General features: G+C 70.0%; 15 protein-coding genes, 1 tRNA gene and 1 riboswitch. Of the genes, 2 read left to right on the forward strand and 14 right to left on the reverse strand.

Going from position 1 to position 17,887, the window contains the following annotated elements; all coding sequences use genetic code 11:
• Positions 1 to 529: 529 nt before the first annotated feature.
• The 8 genes from ACO0LV_RS15385 to ACO0LV_RS15420 form a co-directional block, all read right to left on the reverse strand.
• Positions 530 to 910, reverse strand: coding sequence for a hypothetical protein (locus tag ACO0LV_RS15385; protein WP_424788798.1), 381 nt, complete (start codon positions 908 to 910; stop codon positions 530 to 532).
• A 136-nt stretch (positions 911 to 1,046) separates the two neighbouring features.
• Positions 1,047 to 1,122, reverse strand: a tRNA-Ala gene (locus ACO0LV_RS15390).
• A gap of 26 nt (positions 1,123 to 1,148) precedes the next feature.
• Positions 1,149 to 1,796 (reverse strand): histidine phosphatase family protein, encoded by a 648-nt coding sequence (locus tag ACO0LV_RS15395; RefSeq protein ID WP_424788799.1) that lies wholly within the window; start codon positions 1,794 to 1,796, stop codon positions 1,149 to 1,151.
• Positions 1,793 to 2,191 carry a ribosome silencing factor gene (gene rsfS / locus ACO0LV_RS15400; RefSeq protein ID WP_424788800.1) on the reverse strand — a complete coding sequence of 133 codons (399 nt, stop codon included), beginning with the start codon at positions 2,189 to 2,191 and terminating at the stop codon, positions 1,793 to 1,795. The genes ACO0LV_RS15395 and rsfS overlap by 4 nt, the downstream gene beginning before the upstream one ends.
• 53 nt (positions 2,192 to 2,244) lie before the next feature.
• Positions 2,245 to 3,954: a hypothetical protein gene (locus ACO0LV_RS15405; protein WP_424788801.1), complete on the reverse strand. Its 1,710-nt coding sequence runs from the start codon at positions 3,952 to 3,954 to the stop codon at positions 2,245 to 2,247.
• Positions 3,951 to 4,625 (reverse strand): nicotinate-nucleotide adenylyltransferase, encoded by a 675-nt coding sequence (gene nadD / locus ACO0LV_RS15410; RefSeq protein ID WP_424788802.1) that lies wholly within the window; start codon positions 4,623 to 4,625, stop codon positions 3,951 to 3,953. The genes ACO0LV_RS15405 and nadD overlap by 4 nt, the downstream gene beginning before the upstream one ends.
• 31 nt (positions 4,626 to 4,656) lie before the next feature.
• Entirely contained in the window at positions 4,657 to 4,818 is a 162-nt protein-coding gene (locus ACO0LV_RS15415; protein WP_424788803.1) for a hypothetical protein, read from the reverse strand.
• A gap of 193 nt (positions 4,819 to 5,011) precedes the next feature.
• Positions 5,012 to 6,304: a glutamate-5-semialdehyde dehydrogenase gene (locus ACO0LV_RS15420; protein ID WP_424788804.1), complete on the reverse strand. Its 1,293-nt coding sequence runs from the start codon at positions 6,302 to 6,304 to the stop codon at positions 5,012 to 5,014.
• Between the two features lie 126 nt (positions 6,305 to 6,430).
• Here ACO0LV_RS15420 and ACO0LV_RS15425 point away from each other — a divergent pair, with 126 nt between their 5' ends.
• A complete protein-coding gene (locus ACO0LV_RS15425) occupies positions 6,431 to 6,841 on the forward strand; it encodes a cytidine deaminase family protein (RefSeq protein WP_424788805.1) in 411 nt (136 codons plus the stop codon).
• Positions 6,842 to 6,851: 10 nt separating this feature from the next.
• Here ACO0LV_RS15425 and ACO0LV_RS15430 read toward each other — a convergent pair whose 3' ends face one another.
• From ACO0LV_RS15430 to rplU, 5 genes are all read right to left on the reverse strand, one after another.
• Positions 6,852 to 7,856: a hypothetical protein gene (locus tag ACO0LV_RS15430; RefSeq protein WP_424788806.1), complete on the reverse strand. Its 1,005-nt coding sequence runs from the start codon at positions 7,854 to 7,856 to the stop codon at positions 6,852 to 6,854.
• Positions 7,857 to 8,141: 285 nt separating this feature from the next.
• Positions 8,142 to 8,255: riboswitch (SAM riboswitch) on the reverse strand.
• Between the two features lie 146 nt (positions 8,256 to 8,401).
• On the reverse strand, positions 8,402 to 9,547 hold the full coding sequence (proB, locus tag ACO0LV_RS15435) for a glutamate 5-kinase (RefSeq protein WP_424788807.1): 1,146 nt from the start codon (positions 9,545 to 9,547) through the stop codon (positions 8,402 to 8,404).
• A 94-nt stretch (positions 9,548 to 9,641) separates the two neighbouring features.
• Positions 9,642 to 11,129 (reverse strand): GTPase ObgE, encoded by a 1,488-nt coding sequence (obgE, locus tag ACO0LV_RS15440; RefSeq protein ID WP_424788808.1) that lies wholly within the window; start codon positions 11,127 to 11,129, stop codon positions 9,642 to 9,644.
• Positions 11,130 to 11,235: 106 nt separating this feature from the next.
• Positions 11,236 to 11,493: a 50S ribosomal protein L27 gene (gene rpmA / locus ACO0LV_RS15445; protein ID WP_424788809.1), complete on the reverse strand. Its 258-nt coding sequence runs from the start codon at positions 11,491 to 11,493 to the stop codon at positions 11,236 to 11,238.
• Positions 11,494 to 11,516: 23 nt separating this feature from the next.
• A complete protein-coding gene (rplU, locus tag ACO0LV_RS15450) occupies positions 11,517 to 11,825 on the reverse strand; it encodes a 50S ribosomal protein L21 (protein ID WP_424788810.1) in 309 nt (102 codons plus the stop codon).
• Positions 11,826 to 12,146: 321 nt separating this feature from the next.
• Between rplU and ACO0LV_RS15455 the strand changes: the two genes are divergently transcribed.
• Positions 12,147 to 14,237: a hypothetical protein gene (locus ACO0LV_RS15455; protein WP_424788811.1), complete on the forward strand. Its 2,091-nt coding sequence runs from the start codon at positions 12,147 to 12,149 to the stop codon at positions 14,235 to 14,237.
• Between the two features lie 89 nt (positions 14,238 to 14,326).
• Here ACO0LV_RS15455 and ACO0LV_RS15460 read toward each other — a convergent pair whose 3' ends face one another.
• Complete coding sequence (locus ACO0LV_RS15460) at positions 14,327 to 17,689, reverse strand: Rne/Rng family ribonuclease (protein ID WP_424788812.1); 3,363 nt, start codon at positions 17,687 to 17,689, stop codon at positions 14,327 to 14,329.
• Positions 17,690 to 17,887: the final 198 nt, after the last annotated feature.

The following is a 17,887-nucleotide window of genomic DNA, read 5'->3' on the forward strand; positions in this document are numbered from 1 at the left end:
CGAACCGGTGCGAACCTTACGCACGAACGCCATCCGATTAGTATCCCGAAAACCATCCCCACCCGAGCAAAAGCCCAGATCACAGCACCGCAACACCCATTGCTAGCAACCTACTGTGCAACTCGGGAGGTCAACCGCGCCCGAGGCAAGTCCGGCGAACGCCGCCGCGAGCACCACCACTACCTCAAGGGCACCGTCTTCTGCGGCCAGTGCAAGCAGCAACGCGACGTCGACCGGCGCCTGCTCATCCAGCGCTCGGTCGGACGGCACCGGGCAGGAGTACTTCTACTACTTCTGCCCCGGCACCAAGGACGGCACCTGCACCAGCCCGCACCACAACCTCTACCGCGTCGAGGACGCCGTCGAGCGCCACTACGAGGTCAAGCGGTACACACCCGAGTTCCTCGCCGCGATCCGGTCCCTCATGGCCGACACCCTCGGTGACGCAGACGCGGCACAGCGGCTCCTGAAGAAGCAACTCGACGACCAGCTCGCCGCACTCGACACCCAGGAAGAGAACCTCCTCGACCTAGCCGCAGACGGCACCGTCACAACCGGGAAGATCAAAACCAGGCTGAGGAAGATCCAGCAGGAGCGCGAACGCCTCACCACCCAGCGTGACGCCGTCACGATCGACCTGACCGCCGGAGCAAGGTTCCTCGACGCGCAGCTGAGCCTGCTCGAGAACCCGCACGAGCTGTACAAGGACACCACCGACGAAGTCCGCCGCCGCCTCAACCAGGCCGTGTTTGGCGCGATCTACATCACCGACGAGGACGTCGTCGGCAGCCGCCTCACCGAACCCCATGCCCAGCTGTTCGCCGCCGAAGCCGCCTACAAGGCCGCGACCCTCGGACTCGACCAGGAGGCCATCCGGCGACACTTCGCCGCCGCGTTCGCCCTCGGCCACGGAGCCATCCCCACCAAAGACAAAGAGACCGCCCAGATGGGCGGTCTCTTTGCTGACAACTCGACAGTCGTGACAACGGCCTGGAGCTCACTCTTCACCGGCTCTGCAGCAGGTGCCGTTTCGAGTAAGCCTCCTATGGTGGAGCTAGGGGGATTCGAACCCCCGACCTCTTCCATGCCATGGAAGCGCGCTACCAACTGCGCCATAGCCCCGGGTGCCTGTGCAGGCGAGAGATACTCTAGACGATCCTGGCCCCTTGGGGAAAATCGACCAGACCCCCGCCGGCGTTGTGCGCGGTCATCCGCCACCCGGGCTCGGCGCCGTTGTTCGGGCGCACCACGCTCCAATGGCAGTTGCCGATCCCGGTGATGCCGTGCCAGGTCTCCGGATCGTGGCCCAGCAAAGCCACTAATCCCGCGCTAATCGCGGCCCCATGGGCCACCAACACGACCACCCCGCCTTCCTCGTAGCCCGCCGATGCCTCCGCGGCTGCCTGCGCCACACGCTGCCCGAGCGCCGAACGAGTCTCGGCCCCGATGCCCGCAGGGTGACCACCATCACGCCATACGGCGAAGGCGTCGGCCCACCCGGCGCGCATCTCCTCGTGCGTCAGACCCTCCCAGGCACCGAAGTTGCGTTCCCGCAACCGCGCGTCCGTGCTCACCGCCACCCCGGTCCGTTCGGCGAGGTACTCGGCGGTATCGCGCGCCCGCACCAGGTCCGAGGAGATGATCGCGACGGGTTCGATCTGGCTCAAAGCCGGCGCGGCCGCGAGCGCCTGGGCCCGGCCCACCTCGTTCAGAGGGATATCCACCTGGCCCTGCAGCCGCCCCTGGGCGTTGTAATCGGTCTGGCCGTGACGCCAGAACAGGATGGTGGCGCTCATGCCTGCCCGGCACCGTCACCCTGAGCGCCGGCCCGGACCTCCTCGGGCAGTTCGATGACCGGGCAGTCCTTCCAAAGCCGTTCCAGCGCGTAGTAGACCCGGTCCTCGGCGTGCTGGATGTGCACGACGATGTCGCCGAAGTCCAGCAGCACCCAGCGTGCCTCAGCCACACCCTCGCGGCGCACCGGTTTCGCGCCGTGGTCGGCCAGAGCCTCCTCCACCGCATCGACGATCGAGCGCACCTGCCGTTCACTGCTGCCCGAGGCCACCACGAAGACGTCGGTGAGCACGAGCCGCTCGGAGACGTCGAGGGCGATGATCTCCTCCGCCTTGAGGTTCGCGGCCGCGAGTGCGGCCACCTCGGTCAGTTCGATGGCTCGTTCGTCAGCGGGCACGGTTCTCCTCGGGTAGACGCCCTGGTCGAACCCAGTCTACGGCCCGAGCCGCCTCAGCGGCCCGTTGACCAGAGGACGGAACCGGACAGTCCGAGGACAGCGGCGTCGTCGTCCCCGAACAAGTCCCCGGTGGCGAACAGGTATACCAACGCCCCGAGGATCGCGATCACCAGAACCAACACCAGCATCTGCAGCGCGAACAGCCAGCCGGGCGTCTTGCGTGCCTCGGCCTCGTGGAGTTCGTCCTCGGGGTCCTCCTCCGCAGGGCCCAACGGCTGTACCGGAGGTTCGCCGACTTCAGCCGAGCGCATCGCCGAGGTGCGCAACGGTGGCGTGGGGCGTGCCGCCGGCTCGGCATCGGCCCTGGCCCGCAGGGCCTCGGCCCGCTGCAGCGACTCCCAGCGCGGCGTCATGTCGAAGGCGCCGTCGTCGTCGTCCTCGGTGTCGGCGCTGGCTACCGAAGGGGCCGACGACGGCGAGTGCGGCTCCTGCGGTGAGGTCACCTCGGGCGCTCGGGACGGTGTCGGCGCGGAAGCCGCGGCCGGTCCGGAGTCTGCGCTCGGTGCGGAAACCGCGGTGGGACCGGAGTCGGTCGTGGGCGCGGAAGCCGCGCTCGAACCGGAGCCAGCCGTCGGTGCGGATACTGCGGGAGGACCGGAGTCACCGCTCGGTGCGGAAACCGTGTCAGAGTCCGAACGGGCCGTCGGCGCGGAAGCGGCGGTGGCCCCAGGGCGCACCGTCTGCTGGCTCACCTCGTAACTGACCGCCGGGATGTCCACAGCCGAGTGCCAGGAGGTCGGGGACGAGGATTCACCCTGCTCCCCCACCGCGATGCCCTCGGCCGCGGTGTTCGCCTCGCGGACCGCGCGCTGGATGGCCGTCAGTTCCCCTGATCCGTCCACCCCGCGGCGGGCACGCACCGAGGCCGGTGGCCGCACCACCGGACGCCGGCCGGTACTGGTGCGTTCGGCCGGCCGGGCATCCATCGTGGGCGGTGCCGGCGCCGCGGCTCGCTTGTCCCGCAGGGACTTGCGGGACACCGGCACCATCAGCGCCGTCGCCGGGCCGCCGTCGGGCGAGGGCGCGCTCGGCATCGCCGGACTCCCCTCCCGTTGCTCGGGCTCGGACCGGGTCTCCTGATCCTCGGAGGTACGCCCGGCCGCAGGCTCCTGCGGCTCACGCCGCTCCTCGGCCTCCTCCGAAGCCCGGTCAGCCGCGGCCTCCTCCGGCACGCTCCCCGCCGCAGGCTCCTCCGGCTCACGCTGGGCTGCCGTCTGCCCGGGATCGCTCCCGGCTGTGGGACCGTCAGGCTCACGTCGACGCACCGGTTCCTCGGTCCGGTCTGTCTTCGGCTGTGCGGGCGCCTCGGTCGCCGACGGCGCGGACAGTGCCGACACAGCCGAAGCCGCGGTGGCGGCTCGCTCGGCTTCCCGGCGCGCCCGTCTGCTGCGGGGCGGCGGATCCGTAGCCGAGGCCGCTGAAGCAGCGCTCGCCGGTTCGGCGGCCGAGGCGGCCGAGGCGGCCGACAGGCTCTCGGCCTCGATCCGCTCGAACTCCGAGGTGGGTACCAGACCGTCGGGCCCATAGGTCAGGGCACCGCTGGCCAGCGCCTCATCGCGGGCGCGCCGTTCGCGCCGTGTCAGGGGACGTTCCTCCGCCCGGCCCGCGGCGCGGGCACGGGCCCGCTCGGCCTCACGCCGTCGGCGTCGCTCGCCCAGACCGGCGGTGGTGGTGTCCTCGTTCGGGTCGACCGGCTGGTTCACGCCGAGTTCACCGCCACCGCGTCACTGTCCCTCCCGTCAGTGCTGACACCAAATTCCGGCCGGTGGAACGTGGCCGGGTCCCGGTACAGACCGTGCTTGGCGATGTACTGCACCACGCCGTCAGGCACCAAATACCACACCGGCTTGTTCTCCGAGACCCGCGTGCGGCAGTCGGTCGAGGAGATCGCCATCGCGGGAATCTCGAGCAGGGAGTATTCCCCATCGGGCAGGTCCTGACCGCTGAGTTCGTGCCCCGGGCGGGTAACTCCCACGAAGTGGGCCAGTTCCCACAACTCCGGGGAGTCCTTCCACTGCAGGATCTGGCCCAGCGCATCAGCGCCGGTGATGAAGAACAACTCCGCTTCCGGCAGGGCCCTGTGCAGGTCCCGCAACGTATCGACGGTGAAGGTCACCCCGCCGCGGTCGATATCCACCCGAGAAACGGTGAACCTGGGGTTGGAGGCGGTAGCGATCACAGTCATCAGGTACCGGTGCTCGGCCAAGGTCACGTCGCGGTCCGACTTGAAGGGCTGAGCGCCGGTGGGCACGAAGACGACCTCGTCCAGATCGAACTCGTCGGCCACCTCGCTGGCGGCAACCAGGTGACCATGATGGATCGGGTCGAACGTGCCGCCCATGATCCCGATCCGGGTGCGCGTGGGTGTGCTCACGTCAACTCCGACACTGTGTAATCGGGCAGCCTCACTTGTGGCGCTGGCGGGTACCAACCGAGCGGAATGCGATCGTCACCAAGAGCAGGAACATCAAGATGGTGATGGACACTACTCCGTACCCCACCGGCGGCATCGGCAGACTCGATGCCTCGGCGGCCATTGCGGTGAAAGTCAGCAGCGAACTGCTCATCGACTCCGGTCCTCTCTGTTCCTTGCTCTACAGGCACAGTTTCGCACGTTCCCGCCCGGGTTCCTACCACCTCGGTGATGCTCGCCATACCAGGGGCGCTGCGCCGTCGATCGTCCGAGGCCCAACTCTACCGCCCCACTGATGCCGAACACCTGCCGGGCCACGCCGCAGGCCGGGCATGTCAGTCGGGCACTCAGGTTCGGATGTGCCCGTCTCCCTCCACCACCCAGGTGGTGGTGGTCAACTCGGTCAGGCCCATCGGTCCGCGTGCGTGCAGTTTCTGGGTGGAGATCCCGATCTCCGCGCCGAGGCCGAGTTGGGCGCCGTCGGTGAACCGGGTGGAGGCATTAACCATCACGGCGGCTGAATCCACCTCGGTGGTGAACCGTGCCACACTCCGGGTGTCGGTGGTACAGATGGCGTCGGTGTGCCCGGAGGAGTAGGTGCGGATGTGCTCCAGGGCGGCATCGATGTCATCGACCACGGCCACGGCCAGGTCGGCGCTGAGGTACTCGGTGGACCAGTCCTGCTCGGTCGCCGGGAGCACCTCGACGTTGCCCGGGGCCAGGGTGCGGGTGCGCTCGTCACCGTGGATCCGCACCCCGGCGCCGTCCAGGGCGTCAAGGGCCGCGGGCATGAAGTCCGCAGCGGCTTCGGCGTGGACCAGCAGGGTCTCCAGGGCGTTGCACACCCCTAACCGGTGGGTCTTGGAGTTCAGCAACAGGGACAGCGCCTGATCCAGCGGCGCGCCGGCATCGACGTACAGGTGGCAGTTGCCCACCCCGGTCTCGATCACCGGCACCGTGGATTCGGTCACCACCGTCTGGATCAGTCCGGCCCCGCCGCGGGGGATCAGTACGTCGATGAGCCCACGGGCCCGCATCAGCGCCTGGGCGCCGGCGCGCCCGTAGGCGTCAATGGACTGCACCAGGTCAGCGGGCAGGCCGGCCTGCTCCAGTGCCTCACCCAGGACCGCCACGATCTCCTGGTTGGACTGCGCGGCGGCCGAACCCCCGCGCAGCACCACCGCGTTCCCGCTCTTGAGTGCCAGGCCGGCGGCATCGACTGTGACGTTCGGGCGTGCCTCGTAGATCATGCCCACCACCCCCATGGGCACCCGCACCTGCCGCACCCGCAACCCGTTGGGCAACGTGGAACCGTGCAACACCTCCCCCACCGGGTCCGGCAGGGCCGCCAGGTCCCGCAACGCCTCGGCGATCCCCTCGACGCGGCCGGCGTCCAGGGTGAGCCGGTCCAGCAGGCCCGGGCTCATCCCGCCGGCCTCCTCCCGGCGCACGTCCACATCGTTGGCGGCCACGATCCGGTCGGTGGCATCCACCAACGCATCGGCCATCCGGTGCAGTGCGGCGTCCTTGGTGGCCCGGGTGGCCCGCGCCAGGGCGCGGGCGGCCACCTTCGCGTCGGCGGCCACCTGCTGCACCTGCGCCGTCACGTCCGCGGCGGGCTGCGCCGTCGTCTGAGTCATGCAGCCAAGCCTACGCCGCCGCCGCGCTCCCAGGCCGCGGCCGGTGCGCTGCGGCCGTCGATCCGGGCCCGTCCGCCACGGGAACCGGCGAGGGCTGCCACACCGGTTCCCTCTAGGATCGCGCCTATGGACACCGCGTCGTTCTCCTCCCTGATCGCTTCGGCCCAGGAGTACCTGAACCCCAGCGAGGCGGAGGACCGGAAGTCGGGTGATGTCGCAGCCACCCTGGTGACGGCCGCCGGCGCGCGGTACTCAGGGGTGTGCATCGACACCCCGTGCGGAACCGGCTTCTGCGCCGAACACGCCGCTATCGCCGCGATGGTGACGGCCGGAGAGTTCCGTATCGCCCAGATCGTGGCAGTGTGGCGCGATGAGGCCGGCACCCTGCACGTGGTCTCACCGTGCGGACGCTGCCGCGAGTTCATCCGACAGATCGACCCGGCGAACATCGACACCCAGGTGATCCTCGGACCGGGGCGCTCGGCACCGCTACGCGACCTGTTGCCCGAGAACGACTGGCCGGCCGGGACCGCCTGAGAAGGACGGCTCATCGCACCCGCACCGGGGCACGCCGGGAGCGAGCAGGCGTCGCCGCGGGCGTGACCGGAGCCGTCGCCGGCGTACGCAGCCCGAGTTCGGTCAGCGCCGGCAGCAGGTCCTGGGCCAGAGCCACCACATCGGTGGGTACCGAGGCCGGCACCACGGTGAACCCGTCGGCTCCGCCGGCCCGGACCCACGCGTTCCAGAGCGTGGCGAGGTCCTCGGCGGTCCCGATGGTGCGCAGAGCCGGCAGGCCGGAAGGCAGTTCCAGTGAGGACAGCAGGTCCCAGCGTGCCTGTGCGCTGGCCCGATCGGCGGAGATCACCGTGTGCACATCGACCAGCACCTTGACGTCACCGGGTGCCCGGCCCCACTCGATTGCCGCTTCACGGATCGCAGCCCGGGCGGCACGGGCCTCCTCCAGGGTTGCCACCGACAGCCGTGCCACGTCAGCGCGCGCCGCAGCCAGCTCGGCGTCCACACCGTTGCGCACCGGTACCACCACCAGTGGGCGGACTGGTTCGCGAACCACATCATCCACGGTGCGCTTGCGGGGTGCGGCCACCGGCGCGTCCAGCACCGCATCCACCGTGCGCGCACCGGTGCCCTGGGCGGTGGCGCCCTGCTCGAGCTGCCAGCCCGCGCGCTGGGCACTGGCCCGGTGCACCGAGGCGATGGCACCAGCGACGTGTTCGGGGCGCGTGATGCCCAGCGGAACTGTGGCCACCAGGGCGGCCCGGGTGGTGTGCCGGGCAAGGCGGGAGGTAGCCAGCGCCCCGTCCAGCCAGGCGTCCCGGCGCCGCTTACCACCGAGCCGGAATGTCTCATCCAGCGAGATCAGGTCTACCCCGCCCCGGTCGGCGAGGGAGGCCAGGCCGGCCAGGCGGCCCATGATGAATTGCTCGGTCTCGGCGTTGCGCTCGCGCTGCCAGTCCCGGGGCGCGCCGGCATTGGATAGATCCAATCCGACCAGGGACGCGGTCTCGTTCACAGATGCAGGTACAGCAGACATGGGGTGCTCACTCTCGGTGCAAGAAAGGGCTCAACATTGCTGCCTCAGCGCGGGTCGCACGCCCGGTGTGTCACGCATCGGGCTCAGGTGCGCACCGACCGGCTGAGGGGTGGCGCCGAGGGGCCGTCAGAGGGCCCGAGGCTGCCGGTTGAGGTGTCGGCTCAGGCCGACATGAAGCAGCAACACATCGCACACATCACACAGGAGACGTGGCGTCGCTGGTACGCAAGGGTCCTGTCGGTGTGCATCGCTGTCTTCATCCTTCTGTCTGCACCGCGGGGAGCGGTGATGCGCTTGCCGGGGGCCATGTGGCCCGCGGCCAGGTCATCTCCCGGAGCACCCCGCCGCGCGGGGGGTTGCCGGTCAGCAAGCCGGGACTTGGCGCTGACGCTCTGAACCTGGGATCAACCTATGAGTCGGATAGTTGCCGTGTCAACTATCTTGCCGTGTCAACTACCTAAGGGCTGCGCATTCGGTCGCCACGACGCGGTCCCAGTCCGAGACGCCGGAGCGCGCCGTCGGCTGATGCGACCGTCTCGCCGGCCTCAGTCGGTGCGGTCCAGCACCACCAGGTCATCCCGGTGCACCACCGCGCGGGCACTGTCCGGGCCGAACTGCTCCCGCATCTGCACCGAGGTGCGGCCCAGACGCGCAGGGAGTTCCTCAGCGCTGTAGGAGGCCAAGCCTCGAGCCACCACCCGGCCGGCTGGATCCAGCACGTCGATCGGGTCGCCGGCGTCGAACTCCCCCGTCACGTCCACCACGCCGGCCGCCAGCAGCGACTTCTTCCCGGCAGTGATCGCCTGCACCGCACCCTCGTCGACGCTGATCGAACCTCCGGTGTGCGCGGCGTGGGCCAACCACAGCCGCCGGGCATTGGTGCGCCGTCGGGCCGGCTCGAACCAGGTGCCCACGTCCTCACCGGACAACACGGCCCCGGCATTGTGTGCCGCGGTCACCACCACCGGGATCCCGGCGCCGGAGGCGATCGCGGCGGACTCCAACTTCGAGACCATGCCCCCGGTGCCCACCGCCCCGCCTCGTGCGGTGACCTCGATGCCCTCCAGGTCTCGTCGGTCCCGGACGCGTGCGATCCGCCGGGCACCGGGCAGCCGGGGCGAGCGATCGTACAGGGCGTCGACGTCGGTGAGCAGCACCAGGGCGTCGGCTTTGGACAGGTGCGAGACCAGAGCGGCCAGCCGGTCATTGTCACCGAACTTGATCTCCTGGGTGGCCACGGCGTCGTTCTCGTTGATCACCGGCACCACTCCCAGCGCCAGCAGTCGTTCGACGTTGCGCTGGACGTTGCGGTGATGGGCCCGGCGCACCACATCCTCCACGGTGAGCAGCACTTGGCCGACGGTGAGCCCGTGGGCACCGAACGCGCGCGTGTAGTGCGCCATCAAGAGCCCTTGCCCGACGCTGGCCGCGGCCTGGGCGGTTGCCAGGTCCCGGGGCCGGCCGCTGAGCCCGAGGACGCCCAGCGCCGAGGCGATGGCCCCGGAGGAGACCAGCACCACCTGCCCACCCGCGGCTCGGCGACGGGCCAGGACCTCGACGAGCGCGGTGAGCTTGTGTACATCCAGCCGCCCAGCCGCGTCGGTGAGCGAGGAGGAGCCGATCTTGACCACGACTCGTCGGGCGCGACCGGGGTCCCCCAGTTCACGCCGGTCCGTCACGGTCTTGGTCACGGCACCATTGTGGCGCACCCGATCACGATTCGGACGGGACCGTCCATGTACTGGGCGCCCCGGGTCCCGTGCGGTGCGCGCCGATGAGGTGACCTCACTGCTCCCGGTCGGTCCACAACTCCTCGCGAGCGGCAGCCTTGGCGTCCATCCGGTTGTGGAACTCCTCGCGCTTCTCCGCCCGAGTAGGCCGCTGCCGCTCCTCCAGACGCACGTCGGAGCCGCGAGCGCCCAGGAGTTCGGGGCCGGTCATCATGGTCGGCTCCCAGTCGAAGACCACGCCCTCGGGGCCGTCACCGATCACGACCTCCGCACCCGGGGTGGCGCCCGCTTCGAACAGCGCCTCCTCCACTCCCAGGCGGGCCAGCCGGTCGGCGAGGTAACCCACGGCCTCATCGTTGGCGAAGTCGGTCTGGCGCACCCAGCGCTCTGGTTTGGTGCCGGTGATCAGGAAGTACTCGTGGTCACTCTTGCGCCGGGTGACAGCGAACCCGGTTTCGTCCACCGCGCGGGGGCGCAGCACCGTCGGGGTTGGCTCCGGCGGTGGGGCGGCATCGCGGGCCTGTTGCACGATCTCGGCCAGTCTGAAGGACAGCGGCCGAAGGCCCTTGCGCGCTACCGCGGAGACCTCGAACACCTCCAGGCCACGGGCCTCCAGGTCGGGCCGCACCAGATCGGCCAGGTCCTGGGCCTCGGGCACGTCCACCTTGTTCAGCACCACCAACCGGGGGCGCTGCGCCAGCGGCACCCGGCCACCTTCGATTCCGACGTCGGCACTGTAGGCGTCCAGTTCCGCCTCGATCGCGTCCAGATCGCTGATCGGGTCCCGGTTCGGCTCCAGGGTGGCGCAGTCCAGCACATGGACGATCACGGCACACCGCTCGATGTGTCGCAGGAACTCCAGGCCCAAACCCCTGCCCTGGGAGGCGCCGGGGATCAGCCCGGGCACGTCGGCCATCGTGAACCGGGCCTGTCCGGCCTGGACCACTCCCAGGTTCGGCACCAGAGTGGTGAACGGATAGTCGGCGATCTTGGGCCGCGCCGCGCTCATCGCCGCGATCAGGGAGGACTTGCCCGCCGAGGGGAAGCCGACCAGAGCCACATCGGCCACGGTCTTGAGTTCCAGTACCAGGTCCCGCTCCTGCCCGGGTTCCCCGAGCAGGGCGAATCCGGGAGCCTTGCGTTTGCGCGAGGCCAGGGCGGCATTGCCGAGCCCGCCGTTACCCCCGGCCGCGGCGACGTACTCGGTGCCGTGGCCGACCAGGTCGGCCAGGATCTCGCCCTTGGCGGTCTTGACCACGGTGCCGTCGGGGACAGCGAGGACCAGGTGCTCGCCCTTCTTGCCGGTGCGGTTGTCCCCCATCCCCTGGGTGCCGTTGCCGGCGCGGCGGTGCGGAGAGTGGTGGTAGTCCAGCAGCGTGGTGACCTGGCTGTCCACCCGCAGGATCACGTCACCGCCGGGTCCGCCGTTGGCGCCATCTGGGCCCCCCAGAGGCTTGAACTTCTCCCGGTGGACCGACACGCAGCCGTTGCCGCCGTCACCGCCGCGTACGTGCAGCATCACGTGGTCGACGAAACTGGCCATCACTACCCTCCTCCGGTGGTTGTGGGTCGGGCGCCGGAACCGGCTGGGAATACGAAAGCGGGGGCGCCCCGACTGCTAGCCGGTGCGCCCCCGCCGATGTCGAATCTCAGGCGTCCACAAGCGTGACGTCGACGACCTTGCGGCCCCGCCGGCTTCCGAACTGAACCTGTCCTGCGGACAGCGCGTAGAGGGTGTCGTCCCTACCGCGAGCCACGTTGATACCGGGGTGGAACTTGGTGCCGCGCTGCCGCACCAGGATCTCACCGGCCTTGACGTCCTGCCCACCGAACCGCTTGACTCCCAGCCGCTGTGCGTTGGAGTCGCGGCCGTTCCGGGTAGAACTCGCGCCCTTCTTCGTTGCCATGACGTACCTGCTTCCTGGGAGTGTTAGGCGATTCCGGTGACCTTCAGGCGGGTCAACTTCTGGCGATGACCGGCCCGACGGCGGTAACGGGTCTTGTTCTTGTACTTACCGATAGTGATCTTCGGGCCCTTCTCGTCCCGGACGATCTCGGCGGAGACTGTCACCCTGGCCAGTGCGTCGGCGTCGGTGGTCACCTTCTCGCCGTCCACCACCAGCACGGGGGTGAGTTCCACGGAGTCGCCCGCGTCACCGGAGAGCCGGTCCACGACCACGATGTCACCCACGGACACCTTCTCCTGCCGGCCACCGGCCTTGACGATCGCGTACACCACGTTTGCTCATTCCTTCTCGCGGACAACATCTGAGGTCCTTCGAGGCTGGATATCTGCAGCCGGCCCCGGCACGAAGCGGGCGGGCACACGAGGATCACAGCGCATGCGAAGGGTTGCGGCGCACGAGGCACCGACGCCCAAGGTTACGCGAACGGGGCAGTGCGAGCAAACCCCACGCCCTGTGATGTGGGCCTCTGACTGTGAGGTTCACCGCTCCGGGCCCACCGGGCACCAGCGGACGCGGCAGCGCCACGCAATGGGCTGGTCTGCCCATGGCTGTAGGGCCGGTTCGGCACTGCCGGGCGCTAATCTTGGCGGGCGATGCCTGACTCAACGATGGATCCGCTGCGCCCTCCGGTGCTGCCGGCTCACTACCCGCGCACGACGACGCAACTGCTGTTGGCACTTCCCGGTGACCCCTTCGTGCACGCCCGGGAGCGGGGGGCCCGGGCCTGGCAGGCCCTGTCCGAACTGATCGAGTTCCTCCCGGCCGAGCAGGGCAGACTCCGCGAGGAGTTCACCAATCTGAGGCGGCAGCTCGAGCAGTTCGAGATCCACGCCCGGAACTGGCGCATCGACGGGGACCAGTTGCGTACCGTGCGTCGCCACCCGCCGCCCCCCTGGGGTGAGGAACGGGTGCGGGGCGGAGCGCCGGTAGCATCCGAGCCGGCGCCGCGCCATCACCAGGACGAGCCGGTGTTCGGTTTCGCCGCCACCCTGGTGACGGTGCGCGATCACCTGGCGGTCACCGCTGGGGCGCTGACCGGCACCAAGGCCGGAGCGATGGGCACCCTGCACGCGCTGTACCTGGCCGGCCGCGTCGTGTACGGCGCCGACGCCGCCTTCCATCTTGCCGCGATGTTCACCGCGGCCGTGTGGGACTTCGAGCGCCCGGGGATGCCACCGCTGCCCTCGGCTGCGGGCCGGATCGAGTTGCGCTCCTCGCCGCGGGCGATCCCGCAGACCCGCTGGGCCCGCTACGCCCGGTTGATGTTCCTGCAGAACCGGGTGGAACTGACCACTGACGCCGGTCACGAGGTGATCGGCGGGTCCGAACCGATCGCCTTCCTCATGCACGTGGCGCCACCGACGCCGGGCACCGCCGAGTTCCTGGCCGATCCGGCCCAGAGGTATCTGCCGGTCGACCGGTTCGAGGACCTGGGGATGATCCACTTCTGTAGCGCGGACGGCTACTCCCTGGGTGCGGTGGCTGTGGCGGATTGGCTGGCCCAGCCCGGCGTGGTGGTCGGCCAACCCGAATGGACGTCCCTGGCCCCGGTTGAGTTGTCGGTGCACGCCCAGGTGGTCTGGGCACTGGAGGCCGGCGGGTTCGTGGCCGGTGCTGCGGTGCTCGGGGCACCGATGCGTCGGGGCGTGGCCCATCCCCCGCTCCACCCCAGTATCGCCGCACGCTCGCGCCGCTCACGGGCTGCTGCCAACGCTGCCGACGCCCCTGGGTCCGGCCCCACCGGGCCAGACCCGCACCCAGGGGTGCACCTGCTGCGTCCTGCCCCGCACCTGCAGCCCTACCTGGGGCAGGCTGCGAGCCGGAAGCAGGCCGCCCGGCGCCACACGCGGAACCGGCTCGAGGTCGGGCCCGCCTCGCCGTTGCAGCCGTGGCTGCAGTATCTGGCCGCACCGGCGATCGTGATCGCCGGCCTGGGCTTGGCGTTGTCCGACTCGGCCGGTTGGGTGGTGACCATCAGCATGCTGGTCGCCCTGCTGGCGGTGATCGAACCGTGGGCGTGGTGGGCCGGCCAGTGGCTGTTGGACCGCGACTGGCGACGGATGGTCGCGGTGTACAGGCCGGGTGGCTCCCCTGAGGCGACCAGGCAGTTCGCCCAGCGGGCAGAGTTGCGCTTCGACGGCGCGAACATCGGAGTGCGCGGAGCCGGTGGGCATGAGGCGTGGCTCGCCGCCGGTTCCGATCAGGACCTGGGCGTGGTCACGTTGGTGCGCCTCACACACGAAGGTCACACATGGGCTTTCGCCTTCGCCGATCGCCTGGAGCGGTGGCGCCTGTTGCTCCCCGCACCCGAGTGGGCCCCCGGCGGGGACGTGGAAGGGCTGGCAGCGTTCGCACGGCGCGCCGGGCTGGACCTGGCCGATGCGTACACACCACCGCGCCGGCTGGGCGAACCCACGTTCAGCGGTAGGGGTGCCGACTCCGTGCGCCGGTCCAGGGGCCCCTACACCCGGGCGATGCTGTGGCCGATGTGGTGGGCGCTGGGGGTCTTCCTGGTCACCATCGCCGCTTCCGGTTCCACGCACCAGGTGTTCCTGCTGACCGTGGCGCTACTGGCCGGTGGCCCGGTGGTGGTCCGTCGCGTGGTGCGCACCTGGTTACAGGGTCGATCCCGTGGGAGCGCGCCGGGGCGCATGAAGACGACGAACGGCTCGAGGGGCCGGTAACCCAGCCAGTCCGGACCCGATGGCGTGGTCAGTCCCGGGCGATGATCGTCATCGGCCGGGACTGCCCGGGTTCACACAGCCAGGCTGGTTCAGGTGCTCGGCGTCGGGTGAGCAGCCTCAGGCTCTGCGGCCGGTACCTCCGGTACCTGCGCTCCGTCCGACTCACTACCGCCGGCGGCCTGCTCACCCTTGTCCGCCTCGTCAGCGGAGCCGCCGGGCTCGGCCGCGACGGACTCGGCGGTCGCTGCGGGCTGGTCAACCTCGTCCGGTTGACCCGGCTCACCCACTTGGCCGGACCCATCCGCCTGGCCCGCCTCGTCAGACCCACCCGACTCATCCGCTATGTCGGACGTCTCGGCCTTCTCGGACCCGTCATCGTCGGACTTCTTTTCGGACTTGTGGTGGTCGGCCTCAGCGGACTCCTCGGACTTGTCGTCGTCGGACTCCGCGGACGCGCCGGCCTCATCGGTTCTCCCGGTCTCAGCCTCCTTGGCGTCCTGCTCGGCGTGAGCGGTCGCTGCTGCAGCGGCGATGTTGGCCAGCGCAGCGCGCACCTGGGCACGCTGCTGTTCGTCCGGAGCGGAATCCCCGCGGCCGCTCTTGCCCTTTCCGCCCCGCCGGGAACGCTCGTCGGGGTCCACGGGGTCAGCGTGTATCTGGTACCCGCGACCGTTGCAGTGCTCACAACTGTCGCTGAACGCCTCCAGCAGCCCCTGGCCGATCCGTTTGCGGGTCATCTGCACCAGGCCGAGCGAGGTCACCTCGGCCACCTGGTATCGGGTGCGATCCCGACCCAGGCACTCCACCAGCCGGCGCAGCACCAGGTCCCGGTTGGCCTCGAGCACCATGTCGATGAAGTCGATCACGATGATCCCGCCGATATCGCGCAGCCGCAGTTGGCGCACGATCTCCTCGGCGGCCTCGAGGTTGTTGCGGGTGACCGTTTCCTCCAGGGTCCCGCCAGTACCGGTGAACTTGCCGGTGTTGACGTCCACCACGGTCATCGCCTCGGTGTCATCGATCACGAGGGAACCGCCCGAAGGCAACCAGACCTTGCGATCCAGGGCCTTGGCGATCTGCTCATCGATCCGTAACTCGGCGAACAAGTCCTTGTTGTCGGTCCAGTGGTAGACCCGCGTGCTCAGGTCCGGAGCCACCGCCTGGACATACTCCGAGATCGTCTTCCAGGCCTCATCACCAGAGATGGTCAGGGAGTTGAAGTCCTCGTTGAAGACATCGCGCACCACCCGCAGCGACAACTCGGGTTCACCCTTGAGCAAGGTCGGGGCGGTAAGCGACTTACGGGCGACCTTCTTCTCGATGTCGGCCCACTGCTTGCCCAGCCGTTCCACGTCCCGGCGCAACTCTTCCTCGCTGGCCCCCTCGGCCGCGGTGCGCACGATCACGCCCTGATCGTCCGGGACGATCTCCTTGAGCAGCTTCTTCAACCGGTTCCGCTCGGTGTCGGGAAGTTTCCGGGAGATCCCGGTCATCGCACCGGAGGGCACCAGCACCAGGTACCGGCCGGCCAGGGTGATCTGGGAGGTCAGCCGGGCGCCCTTGTGACCGACCGGGTCCTTGGTGACCTGCACCAGCACGCTGTCACCGGAGGAGAGCGCCTGTTCGATCCGGCGAGGCTGCCCTTCCAGACCTGCGGCGTCCCAGTTCACCTCACCGGCATAGAGCACGGCGTTACGGCCCTTGCCGATGTCGATGAAGGCGGCCTCCATCGAGGGCAGCACGTTCTGCACGCGGCCCAGATAGACGTTGCCGACCAGGGACACCTGCGTCTTGCGAGCGACGTAGTGCTCCACGAGCACCTCGTCCTCGAGCACCGCGACCTGGGTGCGCCCATCACGTTCGCGCACCACCATGTCGCGCTTGACCGACTCCCGGCGGGCCAGGAACTCGGCCTCGGTGATGATCGACCGGCGGCGCTGGGAATCCCTGCCGTCGCGTCGGCGCTGCCGCTTGGCCTCCAACCGGGTGGAGCCCTTCAGCGCGGTCACCTCATCGCGGCCGGAGTCATCAGAACCCGATCCGCGTGAGCCGCGGCTGCGCCGGCGACGCCGGCGCGAGGACGACGAACCGGACTGCTCGCCTCCACCTCCGCCGCCGTTGCCGCCGTTGCCATTCCCCTTATCGGCGTTCCCGTCGGTGTCGTCATCGGCCTGGTCGGACCCGCTGTCCGAGTTCGCGGACGCGGCGTCTGACTTGCCCTGACCCTTCGATCGGCGGCCCGAATCCTTCGGGCCGCCGTCGGAAGCGGCGGAATCGGCCGTCTCATCGTCTTCGGAGTCACCGGAGTGGCTGTCCGAACCACCGGACTGGCCCCGCCGGCGGCCACGGCCACCGCGACGCCGGCGCCGGCGCTTGGAGCCTCCACCCTGCTGGTCCGAGTCGTCCCCGGACCCGTCCTGGTCCTCATCCGAGCCGTCCTGGCTGCCGGAGTCCTCAGCGGTGCCAGCGGCCGGCCCGTCCTGCCCGGCCCCCTTGGTGCCACCACCGGACTCAGTGCTGCCGGTGTCGCTGCGGCCACCGCCACGACGGCCGCGTCCGCGTCCCCCACCCCGGGAGCCCCGCTGGGCATTCTCGCCATCCTGGTCGTCCTGGTCATCGTCCTCGCTGCCATCGGCCGGTGCCGAGTCCGGCTCATCGCTGGTCAGCGGCGGTCCGGCAGGTGCGGCGGCTCGACGGCTGCGGCGTGCACGGGAGGGATCAGGCGGCTGGAACAGCAAGGCGGTCGCCGGCAGACGGGGCGAGTTCTCGTCGTCACTCGACCCGGCGGCCTCCGCCTCCGAGCCGGTCTGGTCGGCACCATCCGGTTGCTCGGGGTGGTCCGATCGCTCGGGCTGGTCTGCCTGCTCCGGGCGGTTCGCCTGCTTGGCCTGAGCCGGTTGCTCCGGCCCCGGGTCGCTGGTCGGCCCGGCGCCGGACTTGCGGCGGCTCCTGCGCGAGCGGCTGGGCCGGTCATCCCGCTCAGGCAGGGTCACATCGACCGTGGCCGCGCTGGTCGTGGTCTCGGCCGGAGCCGCGTCCGGGTCCACACCCAGCGCAGCAAAGACATCGAACGCGCCGTCCCCGCGGTCGGTGTTCGCCTCGTTCTCCCCGTCGGTCGTCTCGGCCGCATTCTCGCCGTCGGCCGTCTCGGCCGCAGGGGCCTCCTCGCCGGCCTCCTCGCCGTCGGTATCCTCGGCGCTCTCGCCCCCGGGATCCCCGGCGTCGGCAGTGTCCGGCGCGGTCACCTCGACCGCGGCGGCCTTGTCGGCCTCGGGTGTTGCGCCGTCCTCCGCGGCGCCGGCAGCACCGGCTGCCTGCTCCCGCTCGGCCGCTTCGCGCTCCGCTGGTGTCATCACCGGCCTGGTTGCCCGCCGCGGCCTGCGCCGGCCCGATGCGGCGGGCGTGGATTCTTCTTCGTTGGTGGTCTCGTTACTGGTGGGCTGATCGCTCACGAGGTACGCTCCGGCCCGGCGCCGCCACCCATATCTGGCGTTCCGGGCTGCTCGGTGGTACCGGCCGGAGCCGGTACCGGGTAGGAAAAAGTCTGTCGGTTCGAGAATTTTCGCGATCTCTCGCGGGGAACTCTCGCGGCGCCATCTTCCGTGCCATGTGGGCCGGTGCCGGGTGGTCGGTCCGGGTCCCTGCGCCTG

Origin of the sequence: Pseudactinotalea sp. Z1739, from assembly GCF_049725055.1 — a bacterium.
Lineage (GTDB): Bacteria > Actinomycetota > Actinomycetes > Actinomycetales > Beutenbergiaceae > CALKWS01.